The 13728-nt window shown below is 74.6% G+C and carries 15 protein-coding genes and 3 tRNA genes; 9 read left to right on the top strand and 9 right to left on the bottom strand.

Translation table 11 applies throughout. The features are described from left to right. The first annotated feature begins 146 nt into the window (after window positions 1-146). Window positions 147-1544: an FAD-dependent oxidoreductase gene (locus G6556_RS11460; RefSeq protein ID WP_166941400.1), complete on the top strand. Its 1398-nt coding sequence runs from the start codon at window positions 147-149 to the stop codon at window positions 1542-1544. 114 nt (window positions 1545-1658) lie between these two features. Here the strand turns inward: G6556_RS11460 and G6556_RS11455 are convergent, their stop codons facing one another. Genes G6556_RS11455 through G6556_RS11445 form a run of 3 tightly spaced genes read right to left on the bottom strand, consistent with a single transcriptional unit; the run spans window position 1659 to window position 4197 of the window. After that, entirely contained in the window at window positions 1659-2432 is a 774-nt protein-coding gene (locus G6556_RS11455; RefSeq protein WP_277344745.1) for an amino acid ABC transporter ATP-binding protein, read from the bottom strand. After that, window positions 2429-3316: an amino acid ABC transporter permease gene (locus tag G6556_RS11450; protein ID WP_166941405.1), complete on the bottom strand. Its 888-nt coding sequence runs from the start codon at window positions 3314-3316 to the stop codon at window positions 2429-2431. Before G6556_RS11450 ends, G6556_RS11455 begins: the two co-directional genes overlap by 4 nt. Before the next feature lie 26 nt (window positions 3317-3342). Continuing rightward, complete coding sequence (locus G6556_RS11445; protein ID WP_166941398.1) at window positions 3343-4197, bottom strand: transporter substrate-binding domain-containing protein; 855 nt, start codon at window positions 4195-4197, stop codon at window positions 3343-3345. Between the two features lie 117 nt (window positions 4198-4314). Between G6556_RS11445 and htpX the strand changes: the two genes are divergently transcribed. Then, window positions 4315-5190: a zinc metalloprotease HtpX gene (gene htpX, locus G6556_RS11440; protein WP_166941396.1), complete on the top strand. Its 876-nt coding sequence runs from the start codon at window positions 4315-4317 to the stop codon at window positions 5188-5190. 3 nt (window positions 5191-5193) lie between these two features. On the opposite strand, the gene G6556_RS11435 is transcribed toward htpX, so the two are convergent. The 5 genes from G6556_RS11435 to G6556_RS11415 all read right to left on the bottom strand — a co-directional run bounded on the left by G6556_RS11435 (window position 5194) and on the right by G6556_RS11415 (window position 9048). Further along, entirely contained in the window at window positions 5194-5679 is a 486-nt protein-coding gene (locus tag G6556_RS11435; RefSeq protein WP_166941394.1) for a hypothetical protein, read from the bottom strand. Then, entirely contained in the window at window positions 5676-6842 is a 1167-nt protein-coding gene (locus G6556_RS11430) for a hypothetical protein (protein WP_166941392.1), read from the bottom strand. The genes G6556_RS11435 and G6556_RS11430 overlap by 4 nt, the downstream gene beginning before the upstream one ends. 298 nt (window positions 6843-7140) lie before the next feature. After that, window positions 7141-7962: a hypothetical protein gene (locus tag G6556_RS11425; protein ID WP_166941390.1), complete on the bottom strand. Its 822-nt coding sequence runs from the start codon at window positions 7960-7962 to the stop codon at window positions 7141-7143. After that, window positions 7959-8429, bottom strand: coding sequence for a WXG100 family type VII secretion target (locus G6556_RS11420; RefSeq protein WP_166941389.1), 471 nt, complete (start codon window positions 8427-8429; stop codon window positions 7959-7961). Before G6556_RS11420 ends, G6556_RS11425 begins: the two co-directional genes overlap by 4 nt. A gap of 118 nt (window positions 8430-8547) precedes the next feature. Beyond that, window positions 8548-9048, bottom strand: a complete 501-nt coding sequence (locus G6556_RS11415; protein ID WP_166941387.1) for a YajQ family cyclic di-GMP-binding protein — start codon at window positions 9046-9048, stop codon at window positions 8548-8550. 114 nt (window positions 9049-9162) lie between these two features. Between G6556_RS11415 and G6556_RS11410 the strand changes: the two genes are divergently transcribed. The 6 genes from G6556_RS11410 (at window position 9163) to G6556_RS11385 (ending at window position 10748) form a co-directional block, all read left to right on the top strand. Next, window positions 9163-9244: transfer RNA gene (locus G6556_RS11410), tRNA-Tyr, on the top strand. 167 nt (window positions 9245-9411) lie between these two features. Then, a tRNA-Thr gene (locus G6556_RS11405) sits at window positions 9412-9483 on the top strand. 50 nt (window positions 9484-9533) lie between these two features. Continuing rightward, a tRNA-Met gene (locus G6556_RS11400) sits at window positions 9534-9610 on the top strand. 78 nt (window positions 9611-9688) lie between these two features. After that, window positions 9689-9859: a 50S ribosomal protein L33 gene (gene rpmG, locus G6556_RS11395; protein WP_154728867.1), complete on the top strand. Its 171-nt coding sequence runs from the start codon at window positions 9689-9691 to the stop codon at window positions 9857-9859. Window positions 9860-9876: 17 nt separating this feature from the next. After that, window positions 9877-10326: a MaoC family dehydratase N-terminal domain-containing protein gene (locus G6556_RS11390; RefSeq protein WP_166941385.1), complete on the top strand. Its 450-nt coding sequence runs from the start codon at window positions 9877-9879 to the stop codon at window positions 10324-10326. Beyond that, window positions 10326-10748: a MaoC family dehydratase gene (locus G6556_RS11385; protein ID WP_166941383.1), complete on the top strand. Its 423-nt coding sequence runs from the start codon at window positions 10326-10328 to the stop codon at window positions 10746-10748. Before G6556_RS11390 ends, G6556_RS11385 begins: the two co-directional genes overlap by 1 nt. Window positions 10749-10871: 123 nt before the next feature. Here G6556_RS11385 and G6556_RS11380 read toward each other — a convergent pair whose 3' ends face one another. After that, window positions 10872-11939, bottom strand: a complete 1068-nt coding sequence (locus G6556_RS11380) for a LacI family DNA-binding transcriptional regulator (protein WP_166941381.1) — start codon at window positions 11937-11939, stop codon at window positions 10872-10874. On the opposite strand from G6556_RS11380, the gene G6556_RS11375 reads away from it, so the two are divergent. Continuing rightward, window positions 11923-13728: MFS transporter (locus G6556_RS11375; protein ID WP_346774848.1), on the top strand; the 1806-nt coding region annotated here is incomplete at its 3' end. The two genes, G6556_RS11380 and G6556_RS11375, sit on opposite strands and share 17 nt — an antisense overlap.

Here is a 13728-nt window from a genome sequence, read left to right as displayed (position 1 = left end):
GCTCACGACCCGACGCTAGCGCCGCCCCCCGACGCCCCGAGGTCCCGTCCGCGGGCGCGGACCGAGAACGGCGGGAAGTCGCGCCAGATCGGCAGAGGTTAGGTCGTCCTACACTGGTCGGCGACCCCTTGAAGGAAGGCACCTGCGTGAGCTCGAACCGCCCTGTCCGTGTGGCCGTCGTCGGCGCCGGCCCCGCCGGCATCTACGCCTCGGACATCCTGAGCCGCTCGGGCCTGGACGTGTCCATCGACCTCATCGAGCGGCTGCCCGCGCCGTTCGGCCTGGTCCGGTACGGCGTCGCCCCCGACCACCCGCGGATCAAGCAGATCATCGTCGCCCTGCACAAGGTGCTCGAGCGCGGCGACATCCGCCTGATCTGCAACGTCGACTACGGGGTGGACCTCAAGCTGGAGGACCTGCGCCGGCACTACGACGCGGTGATCTTCGCGACCGGCGCCATCAAGGACGCCGACCTGCCGATCCCGGGCATCGACCTGGACGGCTCGTACGGCGCCGCGGACTTCGTGTCCTGGTACGACGGCCACCCGGACGTCCCGCGCACCTGGCCGCTGACCGCCCAGCACGTCGCGGTGCTCGGCGCCGGGAACGTGGCGCTCGACGTCGCCCGCATCCTGGCCAAGCACGCCGACGACCTGCTGCCGACCGAGGTCCCGCAGAACGTCTACGACGGCCTGAAGGCGAGCCCGGTGACGGACGTGCACGTGTTCGCCCGCCGCGGCCCGGCCCAGGCCAAGTTCTCCCCGCTGGAGCTCCGCGAGCTCGGCCACGTGCCCGACGTCGACGTCGTGGTGTACCCGGAGGACTTCGACTTCGACGAGGGCTCGATGGCCGCCATCCACTCGTCGAACCAGACCAAGCAGGTCGTCAAGACGCTCACCGACTGGACGCTCAAGGAGCCGGAGGAGCTGACGGCGAGCCGCCGCATCCACCTGCACTTCCTGCACAAGCCGGTCGAGGTGCTGGGCGAGGACGGCAAGGTCGTCGGGCTGCGCACCGAGCGCACCGCGCTGGCCGGCGACGGCACCGTCGCGGGAACCGGGACGACGCACGACTGGCCGGTGCAGGCCGTGTACCGCGCGGTCGGCTACTTCGGCTCGCCGCTGGTGGACGTGCCGTTCGACGAGGCGCGGGGCGTCATCGCGAACCGCGAGGGGCGGGTCGTCGACGTCGACGGCGAGCCGGTGGCCGGCGTCTACACGACCGGCTGGATCAAGCGCGGCCCGGTCGGCCTCATCGGGCACACCAAGTCCGACGCCAGCGAGACGATCCGGCACCTGGTCGAGGACGCGGGCGACGTCACCGAGCCCGGCAACCCGTTCCTGTCCGCCACCGAGCCGGACCCGCAGGCGGTCGTCGACTTCCTCACCGCGCGCGGCGCCCGCCCGATCCACTGGGCCGGCTGGGAGCTGCTGGACGCGTACGAGCGCGCGCTCGGCGAGCCGCACGGGCGCGAGCGGGTCAAGGTCGTGCCGCGCGAGGACATGGTGCGGATCGCGCTGGCCGAGGCGGCCGGCGAGGCCTGACGGGCTCTGGCTGGAACCGAGTGGAGCGTTCTGCCGCGACACGCCGCGCGTGTCGGGCAGAACGCTCCACTGATCTCCAGTCCTGCCCGGGCCGACCGCCGCGACGCCCGCGCGTCAGCCCGTGAAGCGGCGGAGGAACTCCTGCGTGCGCTGCTCGCGCGGGGCGCCGAGGACCTGCTCCGCCGGTCCGCGCTCCAGGATCCGGCCCTGGTGCAGGAAGCAGACCTCGTCGGCGACGTGCCGCGCGAACGCCATCTCGTGCGTCGCGACGACCATCGTCGTGCCCTCGTCCTTGAGCTCCCCGAGCAGGTCGAGCACCTCGCCGACCAGCTCCGGGTCCAGCGCGCTCGTCACCTCGTCCAGCAGCATGAGCGCCGGCTGCGTCACCAGCGCGCGGGCGATCGCCACCCGCTGCTGCTGGCCGCCGGACAGCTCGTCCGGGAACGCCTGCGCCTTGGCGCCGAGGCCGACCCGCTCCAGCATCGCGGCGGCGCGCTCCCGGGCCTCCCGCTTCCCGACCTTGTGCACCAGCCGCGGCGCGAGCGTCACGTTGTCGAGGACCCGCAGGTGCGGGAACAGGTTGTAGGCCTGGAACACCATGCCGATCCGCGCGCGCACCGCGTTGGCGTCGACGCGCGGGTCGGTGACCTCCTGGCCGGCGACCTCGATGACGCCGTCGTCGACCTCCTCCAGCAGGTTGATGCAGCGCAGCAGCGTCGACTTGCCGGAGCCGGAGGCGCCGATCAGCACGACGACGCGGTGCTCGGCGACGTCGAGGGACAGGTCGTCGAGGACGACGTGGTCGCCGAACGCCTTGCGGACCCGGTCGACGCGCAGCAGCGGGGTCCCGGCGGGGACGACGTCGGGAGCGGACGCGGGCCCGGTCATCGCATGGCCCCCGCGCCGGCGAGCCCGCTCTGCGACCCCAGCCAGCCGCCGCGCCGCGCCAGCGCGTCCGTGAACCGGGTCAGCGGGATCGTCAGCAGCACGAACAGCACGCCCGCGACGACGTACGGCGTGAAGTTGGCGTAGGTGGCGGTCTGGATCTGGGCGGCGCGGACCGCGTCCACCGCGCCGAGGATCGAGATGAGGCCCGAGTCCTTCGACAGCGACACCAGGTCGTTCAGCAGCGGCGGCACGACCCGGCGCACCGCCTGGGGGAGCACGACGTGCCGGAGCGTCTGCCCGCGGGTCAGGCCCAGCGAGCGGGCGGAGGCGATCTGCGACGGGTGCACCGACTCGATGCCCGCGCGGAACACCTCCGCCACGTACGCCGAGTAGGTGAGCACCAGCGCCAGCCCGCCGAGCACGACCGCCGACGTCGGGACGCCCTGCAGCCGCAGCCCGGGCAGGCCGAACCCGACGAGCAGCAGCACGAGGATCAGCGGCAGCCCGCGGAACACGTCCACGTACCCCGTGGCGAGCGCGCGCAGCGGGAAGAACGCCGGCCCGCGGAGCGTCCGCGCGAGGGCCAGCAGCATCGCCACGACGACGATGATCACCGCGCACACCGCCATGACCCGGACGTTGAGCCACAGGCCCTCGAGCACCTTGGGCAGCGACGCCCAGGCGACCTCGGGGTCGAGGAACGACTGCTTGACCCGCGGCCACCCGGGCGAGCTCACCAGCCCGAGCACGGCGAGACCCGCCACCACGACCGTGCTGACCAGGGCGATCAGGGTCGAGCGGCGGGTCTGGCCGCGCCGGTACGCGTCGCGGTCGCGCTGCCGGTCGGACGGCACCCACGCGGGGCGGGTGCCGTCCGGCGGCATGGCGGGGTCCGCGGGTCCCGCCGGCACTACTGCAGGACCGGCGCGCCGGCCGCGTCGGTGAGCCACTGCGACTCGAGGTCGGCGAGCGTGCCGTCCTCCCGCAGCGCGTCGACGGCCTCGGTGACCGGCTCGGTCAGCGACGAGCCCTTGTCGAGCACCAGCCCGAACTGGTCCGCCTCCGCGGCGTCGTCCGCGGGCAGCTGGCCGACGAGGACGCCGCCGTCGAGCTCGGCCGCGGTGATGTAGAGCGCGGTCGGCAGGTCGACGACGATCGCGTCCACCAGCCCGGCCTGCAGCGCCTGCTTCACCTGGTCGTTGTCATTGAACACCTGGATGTCGGTGCTCGGGTCGATCGCGTCCTGCGCGGTCGTCAGGCTGGTGGTGCCGACCATCGCGCCGAGCTTGGCGTCCTTGAGGTCGGCCAGCGAGGTGGCGCCGGCGACCGGCGAGCCCTCCAGCGTCACGACGGCCTGCGCGGTGTCGTAGTACGAGGACGAGAAGTCGAGGTTCTCGGCGCGCTCGGGGCTGATCGACACCTGGTTGATCGCGAAGTCGAACGACTTGGCGCCCGGGGCGATGATCTGGTCGAACGTCACCGGGACCCACTCGACCTGGTCGGCGTCGTAGCCGAGCTGCTGCGCGACCGCGTAGGCCACGGCGGCCTCGAAGCCCTCGCCGCTGCTCGGGTCGTTACCGACGACCCACGGCTCGTACGCCGGGTCGGAGGTGCCGATCGTCAGCACGCCGTCGGTGAGCGTGTCGAGCGAGCCCTCGGCGGCGGCGGACGACGACGGGGCGTCGGTCCCCTCGTCGACGGGCGCACAGGCCGCGAGCGCCAGCGCGCTCGCGGCGGCCAGGGCCAGGATGCGGACGGTACGCACGGGGTCTCCTCGGGGACGGCGGGATGTGCGGGGTCAGGGTAGGGGAACTGGTCGACGGCCTGCCGCGTTGTTCGGGACGCGGGACGAGTTGTCGGCCGCGACGAGGGAAGGACGGACATGGGTCACCGGCACTACAACGGCCTCAAGACGGCGCTGCTGTTCGGCGTCCTGTGGGCCGTGCTGCTCGGCATCGGCGCGTTCGTGGCGAACGGTCGGTACATCTTCCTGTTCGCGCTCGCCGGCCTGGCCATGACCGCGTACTCCTACTGGAACTCCGACAAGATCGCGATCCGCGCCATGCACGCGCGGCCGGTGTCCGAGATCGAGCAGCCCGCGATGTACCGGATCGTCCGCGAGCTCTCGACGGCCGCCCGCCAGCCCATGCCCCGGCTCTACGTGTCGCCGACCGCCGCGCCGAACGCGTTCGCCACCGGGCGCAACCCGCGCAACGCCGCCGTCTGCTGCACCGAGGGCATCCTGCAGATCCTCGACGAGCGCGAGCTCCGCGGCGTCCTCGGCCACGAGCTCATGCACGTCTACAACCGGGACATCCTCACGTCGTCCATCGCGGCGGCCGTCGCCGGCGTCATCACCTCGGTCGCGCAGTTCGCGCTGTTCTTCGGCGGGGGCAACGACCGCGACCGCGGCGGCAACCCGATCGCGGCGCTGCTCATGGTGTTCCTCGCCCCGCTCGCGGCGACGCTCATCCAGCTCGCGATCAGCCGGACCCGCGAGTACGACGCCGACGAGGACGGCGCCGCGCTGACCGGGGACCCGCTCGCTCTCGCGTCGGCGCTGCGCAAGCTCGAGCAGGGCACCGCGGCCCGGCCGCTGCCGCAGGAGCGGGACCTCGTGGACGTGTCGCACCTGATGATCGCGAACCCGTTCAAGGGCGCGGGCATGGGCCGGATGTTCGCGACCCACCCGCCGATGGCGGACCGGATCCAGCGCCTGGAGCGCATGGCGGGGTACGGCGGGGTCGAGCGGTACTGAGGGTCAGGGCGTCGGGGTCGCGCCGCCGAGCGAGGACCCGGCGTCCGGTGGCGTGCACGGGCGGACCGTGGCCGTCGGCTGGGGCTCGGTCGGCTGCGGGCCGTAGCGGTCCTCGGCGGAGCCGTCGCGGCCCACGAGGCTGGACAGGCCGTAGGTCTGCTTCTCGCTGGTCGTGACCAGCACCTCGAGCCCGACCCCCGCGCGGCCCTGGTGCAGGATCGACAGGGCCTCGTCCAGCACGCACAGCGGGTCCGCGTCGTCCGCCGCCGTGATGCGCCCGGCGTACTGCGGGGGCAGCCCGAAGTCCTGCTGGAACCGCAGGTCCTCAGTGGCGGCGACGCCGGGGAGGTCGGCGACCTGCTCGAACAGGACGTCATCGGCGACGGCGCCCTCCGGGTCGGCGTCGGTGGTGTCGTCGGACGTGCCGCGGGCGCAGCCGGTGAGCAGCAGCGCGATGCCGACGACGACGCCGAGCTCTCGCGTCCTCACGGCGCGGTCACATCCCACCGGGTGACGGTCGCGTCCCCGGTGAAGAACTGGTCCGCGCCGCCGAGCCACGCGCGGACGGAGGGGTCGTCGGAGGCGTCGACCAGCGCGCCGGTCTGGGCGTAGACCCCGGTGCCGTGCGCGGCGCCGACGGACGCCTCCGGCAGCGCGCCGTCCCGCACGGTCCCGAGGTCGCGCTCGACCGTGACCCAGCGGGGACGGTCGGGGTTCTCCCGGCCCTCGAGCATCGGCACCGCGTCCTGGTCGTGCTCGAGCGCGAGGACGGAGACCGAGTCGGGGATGTCGAAGCGGGCGATCGGCGAGCCGCCCGTCACCACGCTCTGCACCGCGAACTGCTGCCGGAACGCGGGGTCGGACGCGAGCGCGGCGGCGGTGATCCCGCCCTGGCTGTGCCCGGTCAGCATGACGGGGTCGCCCGGACGGATCCCCGCCTGCCGCATGGCCTCCACGACCTGTCGCTGCATGAGGGTGGAGTCGCCGGCCATGAGACGGAGGTTGGTCGTGAGATCCACCGGGCTGTCACCCCGCGTCGGTCCCCACTCCTGGGTGCCCGGGATCTGGACGATGTACGAGGCCGTTCCGTCGGCGCCCGTCACGTGGACGATCTGGACCTTCCCCTCGTCCGCGCCGATCGCGCTCTGCTGCTCGAAGACCTCGGCCACGGAGCGCGGCGCGAACGACCCGTCCAACCGGTTGCTCAGGGTCACCCCCACCTCTCCGGTGTCCTGGAACATCCCGAGCAGCCCGCCCGCGTTCACCAGCCCGCCGACGGCGTCCTCGTACGACCCGGTCGGCCACCGCCCGCCGGACAGCACGAACGGCAGCGCCAGTCCGCCGGCGGGCCCGCCGAGCAGGGTGCCGAGGCTCCAGGTGGTGCCCTGCAGCAGCCCCGGCGCCATCCGGGTGAGCGACTCCAGCAGCCAGGGGTTGTCGTACAGCCCGTCCCCGGCCCACCCGCCGAGGACCGAGGGGTCGGCGTCCCGGACGGCCACGACGAGCGCGGGCCACGCGGCGGGCGGCAGGGTCCCGGCGCCGACGAGCAGCACGAGCCCGCCGCCCGCGGCGAGGAACGGCAGCGCCGCGCCGAGCGTGAACCCGGCGGCGTTCTGCAGCGCCTCGAGCACGCGCTGCTGCGTGCCGTCCACGAACTCGTAGGTCGTCGCCGCGACGCCCGCAGCACGACGGCGGTGCCCTCCAGCCGGGTGCTCACGACGAGCAACCCGTTCGCCCCGATCGTTGCCGTCGCGACCGACCCTGCGACCGCGGCGACCTCCCCGGGGCACAGCAGGGTGGCGACGGTGACGTCCGGGTGCACGGCGACCGCCGCGACGGACCCGCTCCACCGCCGGACCTCGTCGCCGGCGGCGTCGAGCACGCCGGCCTCGGAGCGCAGGTCCTGCAGGCGGGCGCCCATCCCGCCGGCGCCGCCGGTCACGGTGATGGTCACGCGTCGTCCTCCGTCGTCGTCGCGGTCGTGAACCGACCGGTCAGGTCGTAGCGGAGCGCCGTGCGCACGTCCTCGCGGCTCCGTGGGGTGTGCACCACGTGGCCGTCGGCGGTGCGGGTCAGCTCGACCCAGCCGGCGTCCGTCCGGAGCAGGCTGAGGGTCGAGACGTCCGCGCGGCCGCGGCTCGCGACGGACACCACCAGGCTGCCGTCGGTGCCGCGCACGGCCGCCTCGACCACGGCGGGCGGTCCGTCGGTGCCGAGCTCGGCGCACAGGGCGTCGACGGTCGCCGTGTCGCCGGTGCGGATCGCCCGGGCGAGGGCGACGGTCAGCTCCTCGGGGACGGTCGCCGGGGCGGCGGCCACGCGGGCCGGGGCGTCGGGGACGTGCCGGAGCACCTCGTCCACGAGCCGGGACACCGGCAAGGCGCTGACCTCCACCCCGGGGCGCGGGGTGGTGCCCGCCAGGCCGGCGCCGGGGACGACGTCGAGACCGCGCGCGAGGCCGGACCCGGCCTCCGCGTCGGACCACAGCACGGCGAGCAGCGCCCGGTCGCCCGCGGCCGCGGCCACCTCGACGGCGACCAGCGCGGCCGCGCCGCCCTCGACGGCCGCGCGGAGCACGGGGTCGACGCCCTCCGGCGCGTCGGCACCGGCGGGCGGCGCCGCGGCCGGCGGGACCGGGGACCCGTCCCGGTCCACGGGCAGTACGCCGGCCCAGCCCGGCAGCCCGGGGACGCCGGCGCCGGCGGCACCCCACTCGCGCTCGTCCAGCCGGGCCCGCAGCGCGCCGTCCAGGGGCGCGAGCGCGGGGCTCACCCGATCCGCCCGATGCGGTCGGCGACCCCGGACCAGTCGGGGGAGCCGGGGGTGGGCAGCCCGCCGGCGACGGTGCCGAGCACGCCGCGAGCGGCGTCGCGGGCCGCCCGCTCCGCGCCGCTGAGCACGTCGTCGGCGAGGCCGCCCAGGCGGCCGACGGTGCGCCGGGCGTCGTCCAGCCGGTCCTCGACGAACTGCATTGCGCGCCGGATCGCCGCCTGCCGGGCCTCGAGCTCGTCGGCGAGCCGGTCGAGCGCGCCGGCGGTGCCGAGCAGCTCGTCCTGCGCGGCCGCCACCCGCTGCGCGTGATCGGCGAGGCGCTCGCGGTACCGGTCGGCCGCGACGCCGACCCACTCGACGCCCGCACCGGCCCGCACGCGGTCACCGGTACGGGCCACCTCGTCCGCGGTCGCGCGCAGCCGCCGCGCGTGCTGCCGGATCGCCTCCGGATCTCCCCCTGCCGTCATGGTCCCCGATGAAACCAGAGGCCACGGCCCCGGGACAGGGCCACCTGCGCCCCTGTGGACGACGCGAGGCCCGGCACCCGATCCGGGTGCCGGGCCTCGCGCGGGTTAGCGCGTCGCGTCAGCGGTAGTTGATGAACTGCAGCGCGGCGTCGATGTCGTCGGCGCCCTTGAGCAGCGCGATGACGGCCTGCAGGTCGTCGCGGGCCTTGGCCGAGACGCGGACCTCGTCGCCCTGGATCTGCGTCTTGACGCCCTTGGGGCCCTCGTCGCGGATGAGCTTGGTCACCTTCTTGGCGACCTCGGAGGACAGGCCCTCCTTGATGGTCGCCTCCAGGCGGTACTCCTTGCCGGACGGCTTGGGGTCGCCGTCACCGGTGTCGAGCGCCTTGAGCGAGATGTTGCGCTTGATCAGCTTGGTCTGGAACACGTCGAGGACGGCGCGGACGCGCTCCTCGGAGTTCGCGACCATGAGGATCTTCTCGCCGCTCCACGCGATCGACGCGCCGACGCCCTTGAAGTCGTACCGCTGCGCGATCTCCTTGACGGCCTGGTTCAGCGCGTTGTCGACCTCCTGGCGGTCGACCTTGCTGACGACGTCGAACGACGACTCGCTCGCCATGACTCCTCCTGACCTGTGGTGCGGTGGCTCGTCGGGCCGGTTTCGGAACCGGCCCGAACCCTTGCTATCCTTCCATCCGCACCCCGGAGACGCAGTCACCGTGGCGCGCACCCTGGCGGGTTACCCGAGTGGCCAAAGGGGGCTGACTGTAAATCAGCTGGCATCGCCTACGGGGGTTCGAATCCCTCACCCGCCACGCACGGACGACGGGGCGTCCTCCTCACGGAGGGCGCCCCGTCGCCACGCACGGACGGGCTCGACCTGCTCCGGGCCGGCACGGAACGGGCTCCGACCTGCGTCATCACGCGGGGGCGGGAGCCGATTTCGCACCGGCCCAGGGCACCGTGTAGCCTGGTCCGCGCTGCCCCGATAGCTCAGTGGTAGAGCACTTCCTTGGTAAGGAAGAGGTCACGGGTTCGAATCCCGTTCGGGGCTCTGTGGTGTGTCGCAGGCCAGGATCGCTCCTGGCAGGCGTGCGCACCCGAGGCGGGGTAGCTCAGTTGGTGAGAGCGCACGACTCATAATCGTGAGGTCGCGGGTTCGAACCCCGCCCCCGCTACCAGCACTGAATCCAGTGGGGCGTCCGCCGGCGCCCGACGACGAAGATCCAAGCGCTTCGGGCGCGAGAGGTGGCAAGACCATGGCCAGCAAGAGCGCGGACGTCCGTCCGAAGATCACGCTCGCCTGCACGGAGTGCAAGGAGCGGAACTACATCACGAAGAAGAACCGTCGGAACGACCCCGACCGGCTCGAGATGAAGAAGTTCTGCCCGCGGGACGGCAAGCACACCGTCCACCGCGAGACCCGCTGACCTCTCAGCACACCGTCGTGGCCGTCAACCCCGAGTACGCGGGACGCGAGTACCCGCCGAACGAGGCGTACGAGGTCGGCCGCGAGTCCCTCCGCGCGTTCGCGGAGGCGGTCGGGGCCACGCACCCGGCCCACACCGACGTCGACGCGGCGCGAGCACTCGGGTACCCCGACGTGATCGCGCCGCCGACGTTCGCCGTCGTCGTGGCGCAGCGCGCCGAGGCGCAGCTGATCGAGGACCCCGAGGCGGGCATCGACTTCAGCCGCGTCGTGCACGCCGACGAGCGGTTCATCCACCACCGCCCGATCCACGCCGGCGACCGCCTGGTCACCGTCCTGCACGTGGACGCGGTCACCGAGCGCGCCGGTCTGTCGATGGTGACGACCCGCGCCGTGATCAGCGCGGAGGGCGGCGAGCCCGTCGCCACGGTGACGTCCACGCTCGCGGTCCGGGGGGAGGACGCCTGATGGCCCCCGTCTTCGAGGACCTGGCCGTCGGCCAGGAGGTCGGCCGCCGCGGGCTCGCCGTCGACCGGTCCCGCCTGGTGCGGTACGCCGGGGCGTCGGGCGACTTCAACCCGATCCACTGGAACGAGCGGTTCGCGACCGAGGTCGGGCTGCCCGGCGTCATCGCGCACGGCATGTGGACGATGGGCGCGGCCGTCGGCGTCGTGTCCGACTGGGCCGGCGACCCCGGCGCGGTCCTGGACTACCAGACCCGGTTCGCCCGGCCCGTGCCGGTGCCGGACCCGGGTGCGGCGGCCGTCGAGGTCGTCGCCGTGGTCGGCGCGCTCGACGCCGAGACCCGCACCGCGCGGATCGACCTGACGGTCACCGCCGCGGGCGCGCGCGTGCTGGCCAAGTGCCAGGCGCTCGTCCGCCTCTCCTGACGGCTCCCGGGCGGCGTCCCGGTTCTTCGGCGACGACCGGGTCCCCACCGGATCGTCGCGCTGCCCGCCGATCGTGACGGTGGGGTCGCGACGATCGGGTGGGGATCGGCGCGCGCCGACGCCTCAGGCGCCAGGCGCCGGCCCGGTCGTCGTGCCGAGGCGCACCTCGACGCCGAGGACCTCGTCCGCCGGGGTGTCGCCGGCCAGGAGCGCCTCGATGGCCCGGCCGACCACCGCGCCCTTCTCCGTGATGGGCTGCACGACGGTCGTGAGCACGTCCGGCGCGAGCCACGGCAGGTCGAGCCCGTCGAACCCGGCGACGGACACGTCCTCGGGGACACGCAGCCCGAGCTCCCGCGCGCCCAGCACCACGCCGGACGCGAGCAGGTCGGACTGCGCGACGACGGCCGTGGGCCGGGTCGCGGCCGGGCCGGAGAGCAGGGCCTGCGCGGCGGCGTGCCCGTGCTCGACCAGCGAGGCGGGCGTCTCGTAGATCGCGACCGGCTCGACGCCGGCGTCCTGCAGCCCGTCGAGCCGGCGGCGCGCGATCGACCAGGTGATCTGCCCGAGCCGCGTCGCGTCCGCGAGCCCGCTGCGCCGGTCCGGCCCGAACGGCAGCGTCACGGTCGCGATCCGCTCGTGGCCCAGGCCGGTGAGGTGCCGCGCGAGATCAGCGACGCCGTCCCGGTCCTCGATGCCGACGGTCACGATGCCGGGCAGGTCCTGACCCTCGACGACGACCAGCGGGATCCCGCGCCGCTGCAGCGCCTGCAGCGTGGGGTCGTCCAGCGTGCCGCCCCAGATGAGCACGGCGACGTCCATCGCCGCGGACTCGACCAGCGGGTCGACCAGGGGTGCACCGGGCTCGAGCGACCCGGGCACCAGCAGGACGCCGAGGCCGAGCGGGCTGATCGCGTCCACCAGGCCGTCGAGGAGCTGCACGGACACCGGCTCCCGGAACGACCGGCGCAGGGCGTCCCCGACGACGACGCCGACGATGCCCGACCGCCCGCTGCGCAGCTGGCGCCCGAGCGGGTTGGGGCCGGCGTAGTCGAGGCTCGCGGCGGCGTCGAGCACCCGCTGCCTGGTCGCCTCGGCGATCGGGCCGGCGCCGGAGAAGGCCAGCGACGCGGTCGAGACCGACACCCCGGCGGCGGAGGCCACGTCGGCCAGGGTGGGTCGCTGGGACACCGCGGCGCCTCCGGGTCCGGGGCTCGGGGGTGAGAGGCGTCACCGTCCCCGTGAGTCGTTGACGCCGCCGCCAGCGTACCCGCACACTGGTGACCTCCCCCGAAACGATTCGACCGCTCGCTCCGGCGCTCGGGTCGAATCGATTCGAACTGGGCCTCGACCCGAGCGGGACCTCCGCTTGACCACCCCCTTGCACCGATCTGGAGCTGCCGTGAGCCAGCAGCGGGCCCGCACCGGGCGCGCCCCCCTCCGCCCGGCCAACCGCCGACCCCGACCCGAGGCACCCGTGACCGGCGGCCGTCGGCCGGGCCGCACCGGCCGGGGCGCGTCGTCGACCCCACGTCGGCCCGTCGACCCGGCGGTGCATCGCGCCCGGTGGCTGCTCATGGGCCTGTTCGCGCTGAGCGGCCTCATGCTGTCCGGCTGGCTGGCGCGGCTCCCCGCGGTCCGCGCGGCGCTCGACCTCGGCACGGCGGAGCTCGGCGGGCTGCTGATCGCCGGCTCGATCGGCTCCCTCGCGACCGTCTCGGTCGCCGGGGTGCTGGTGAACCGGTTCGGCGGCCGCGTGGTGCTGTACGTGTCGATGGTGGCGTTCGCCGCCGCGTACGTGCTCATCGGCGTCGGCCCGACGATCGGCTCGGTCCCGGTGCTGACGGTCGGCATCTTCCTGTCCGGCGTGGGCTTCGCGATCGGCAACGTGCCGCTGAACGTCGAGACCGCGGCCGTCGAGCGGTGCATGGGCCGCACGGTGCTGCCGCAGTTCCACGCCGCGTTCTCGATCGGCTCGGTGCTCGGCTCCGGCATCGGCGCGCTGTGCGCCGCGGCCGACGTCCCGCTGCTCGCGCAGTTCGTCGCGACCGCCGTCGTCGGCACCGTCTGGCGCCTGCTCTCGGTGCCCGGCGCCGTCATCGAGTCGCTGCCGCCGGACCGCGCCGCGCTCGCCGCCGCGAGCGACGCCCGCGCCGCGGGCCGCACCCCGCGCGAGGCGGGCCTGGCCGGGCGGCTGCGGGCCGCGCGCGTGCGCCGGGTCGCCCGCCCGGGCTCCGCCCTCGGCGCCTGGCGCGAGCCGCGCACCCTGCTGATCGGCGTCGTCATCATGTCGGCCGCGCTGTCCGAGGGCGCGGCGAACGACTGGCTCGCCATCGCCGTGGTCGACGGGTTCGACCAGGTCGAGGCCGTGGGCGCCGCGATGTTCGGCGTGTTCGTCGGCGCGATGACGCTGGTCCGGCTGCTCGGCACGAAGCTCATCGACCGGTACGGCCGGGTGGCCGTGCTGCGCGCGTCCGGCACGGTGTCGTTCGGCGGCCTGCTGCTGTTCGGCTTCGCGCCGTCGCTGCCGCTCGCGGCCGTGGGCATCGTGGCGTGGGGCTGCGGCGCCGCGCTGACCGTCCCGCTCGGCATCGCGGCCGCGTCCGACGACCCGCTGCGCGCGGCGAGCCGGGTGGCCGTCATCTCGGCGTTCTCGTCCACCGCCTCCCTCGCGGCCCCGCCGCTGCTGGGCCTCGCGGCCGAGCTGATGGGCACGCGGCACGCGCTGCTGCTCATCACCGCGGCCATGGTCGCGTCGGTGCTGCTCGCCCGGACGGTGCGCCGCCCGGACGGGCTCGCCCCGGCGCCCGCCGACGGGCACGCCCCGGCCGACGACCCCGGCGCCCCCGTGGTCGCCACCGCCGAGCCGGCCGCGGTGCCCGCCCTGGCCGGACCGGGGGAGGACGTCGGGTGCGTGCCCTCCGGTAGCGTCCGACGAGAGCCGGCCGGCGACCACGTGCCGGAGCCCGCCCGCCCGGCC

Source organism: Cellulomonas sp. IC4_254 (assembly GCF_011603975.1).
In the GTDB taxonomy this organism is placed as follows: Bacteria; Actinomycetota; Actinomycetes; order Actinomycetales; family Cellulomonadaceae; genus Cellulomonas.
This window is presented reverse-complemented; position numbering and strand designations above follow the sequence as displayed.

Excerpts from the sequence above, each read along its gene's own strand:
- G6556_RS11455 (WP_277344745.1), bottom strand. The coding sequence starts at position 2,432 with ATGACCGGGCCCGCGTCCGCTCCCGACGTCGTCCCCGCCGGGACCCCG.
- G6556_RS11450 (WP_166941405.1), bottom strand. The coding sequence starts at position 3,316 with ATGCCGCCGGACGGCACCCGCCCCGCGTGGGTGCCGTCCGACCGGCAG.
- htpX (WP_166941396.1), top strand. The coding sequence starts at position 4,315 with ATGGGTCACCGGCACTACAACGGCCTCAAGACGGCGCTGCTGTTCGGC.
- G6556_RS11420 (WP_166941389.1), bottom strand. The coding sequence starts at position 8,429 with ATGACGGCAGGGGGAGATCCGGAGGCGATCCGGCAGCACGCGCGGCGG.
- G6556_RS11415 (WP_166941387.1), bottom strand. The coding sequence starts at position 9,048 with ATGGCGAGCGAGTCGTCGTTCGACGTCGTCAGCAAGGTCGACCGCCAG.
- rpmG (WP_154728867.1), top strand. The coding sequence starts at position 9,689 with ATGGCCAGCAAGAGCGCGGACGTCCGTCCGAAGATCACGCTCGCCTGC.
- G6556_RS11385 (WP_166941383.1), top strand. The coding sequence starts at position 10,326 with ATGGCCCCCGTCTTCGAGGACCTGGCCGTCGGCCAGGAGGTCGGCCGC.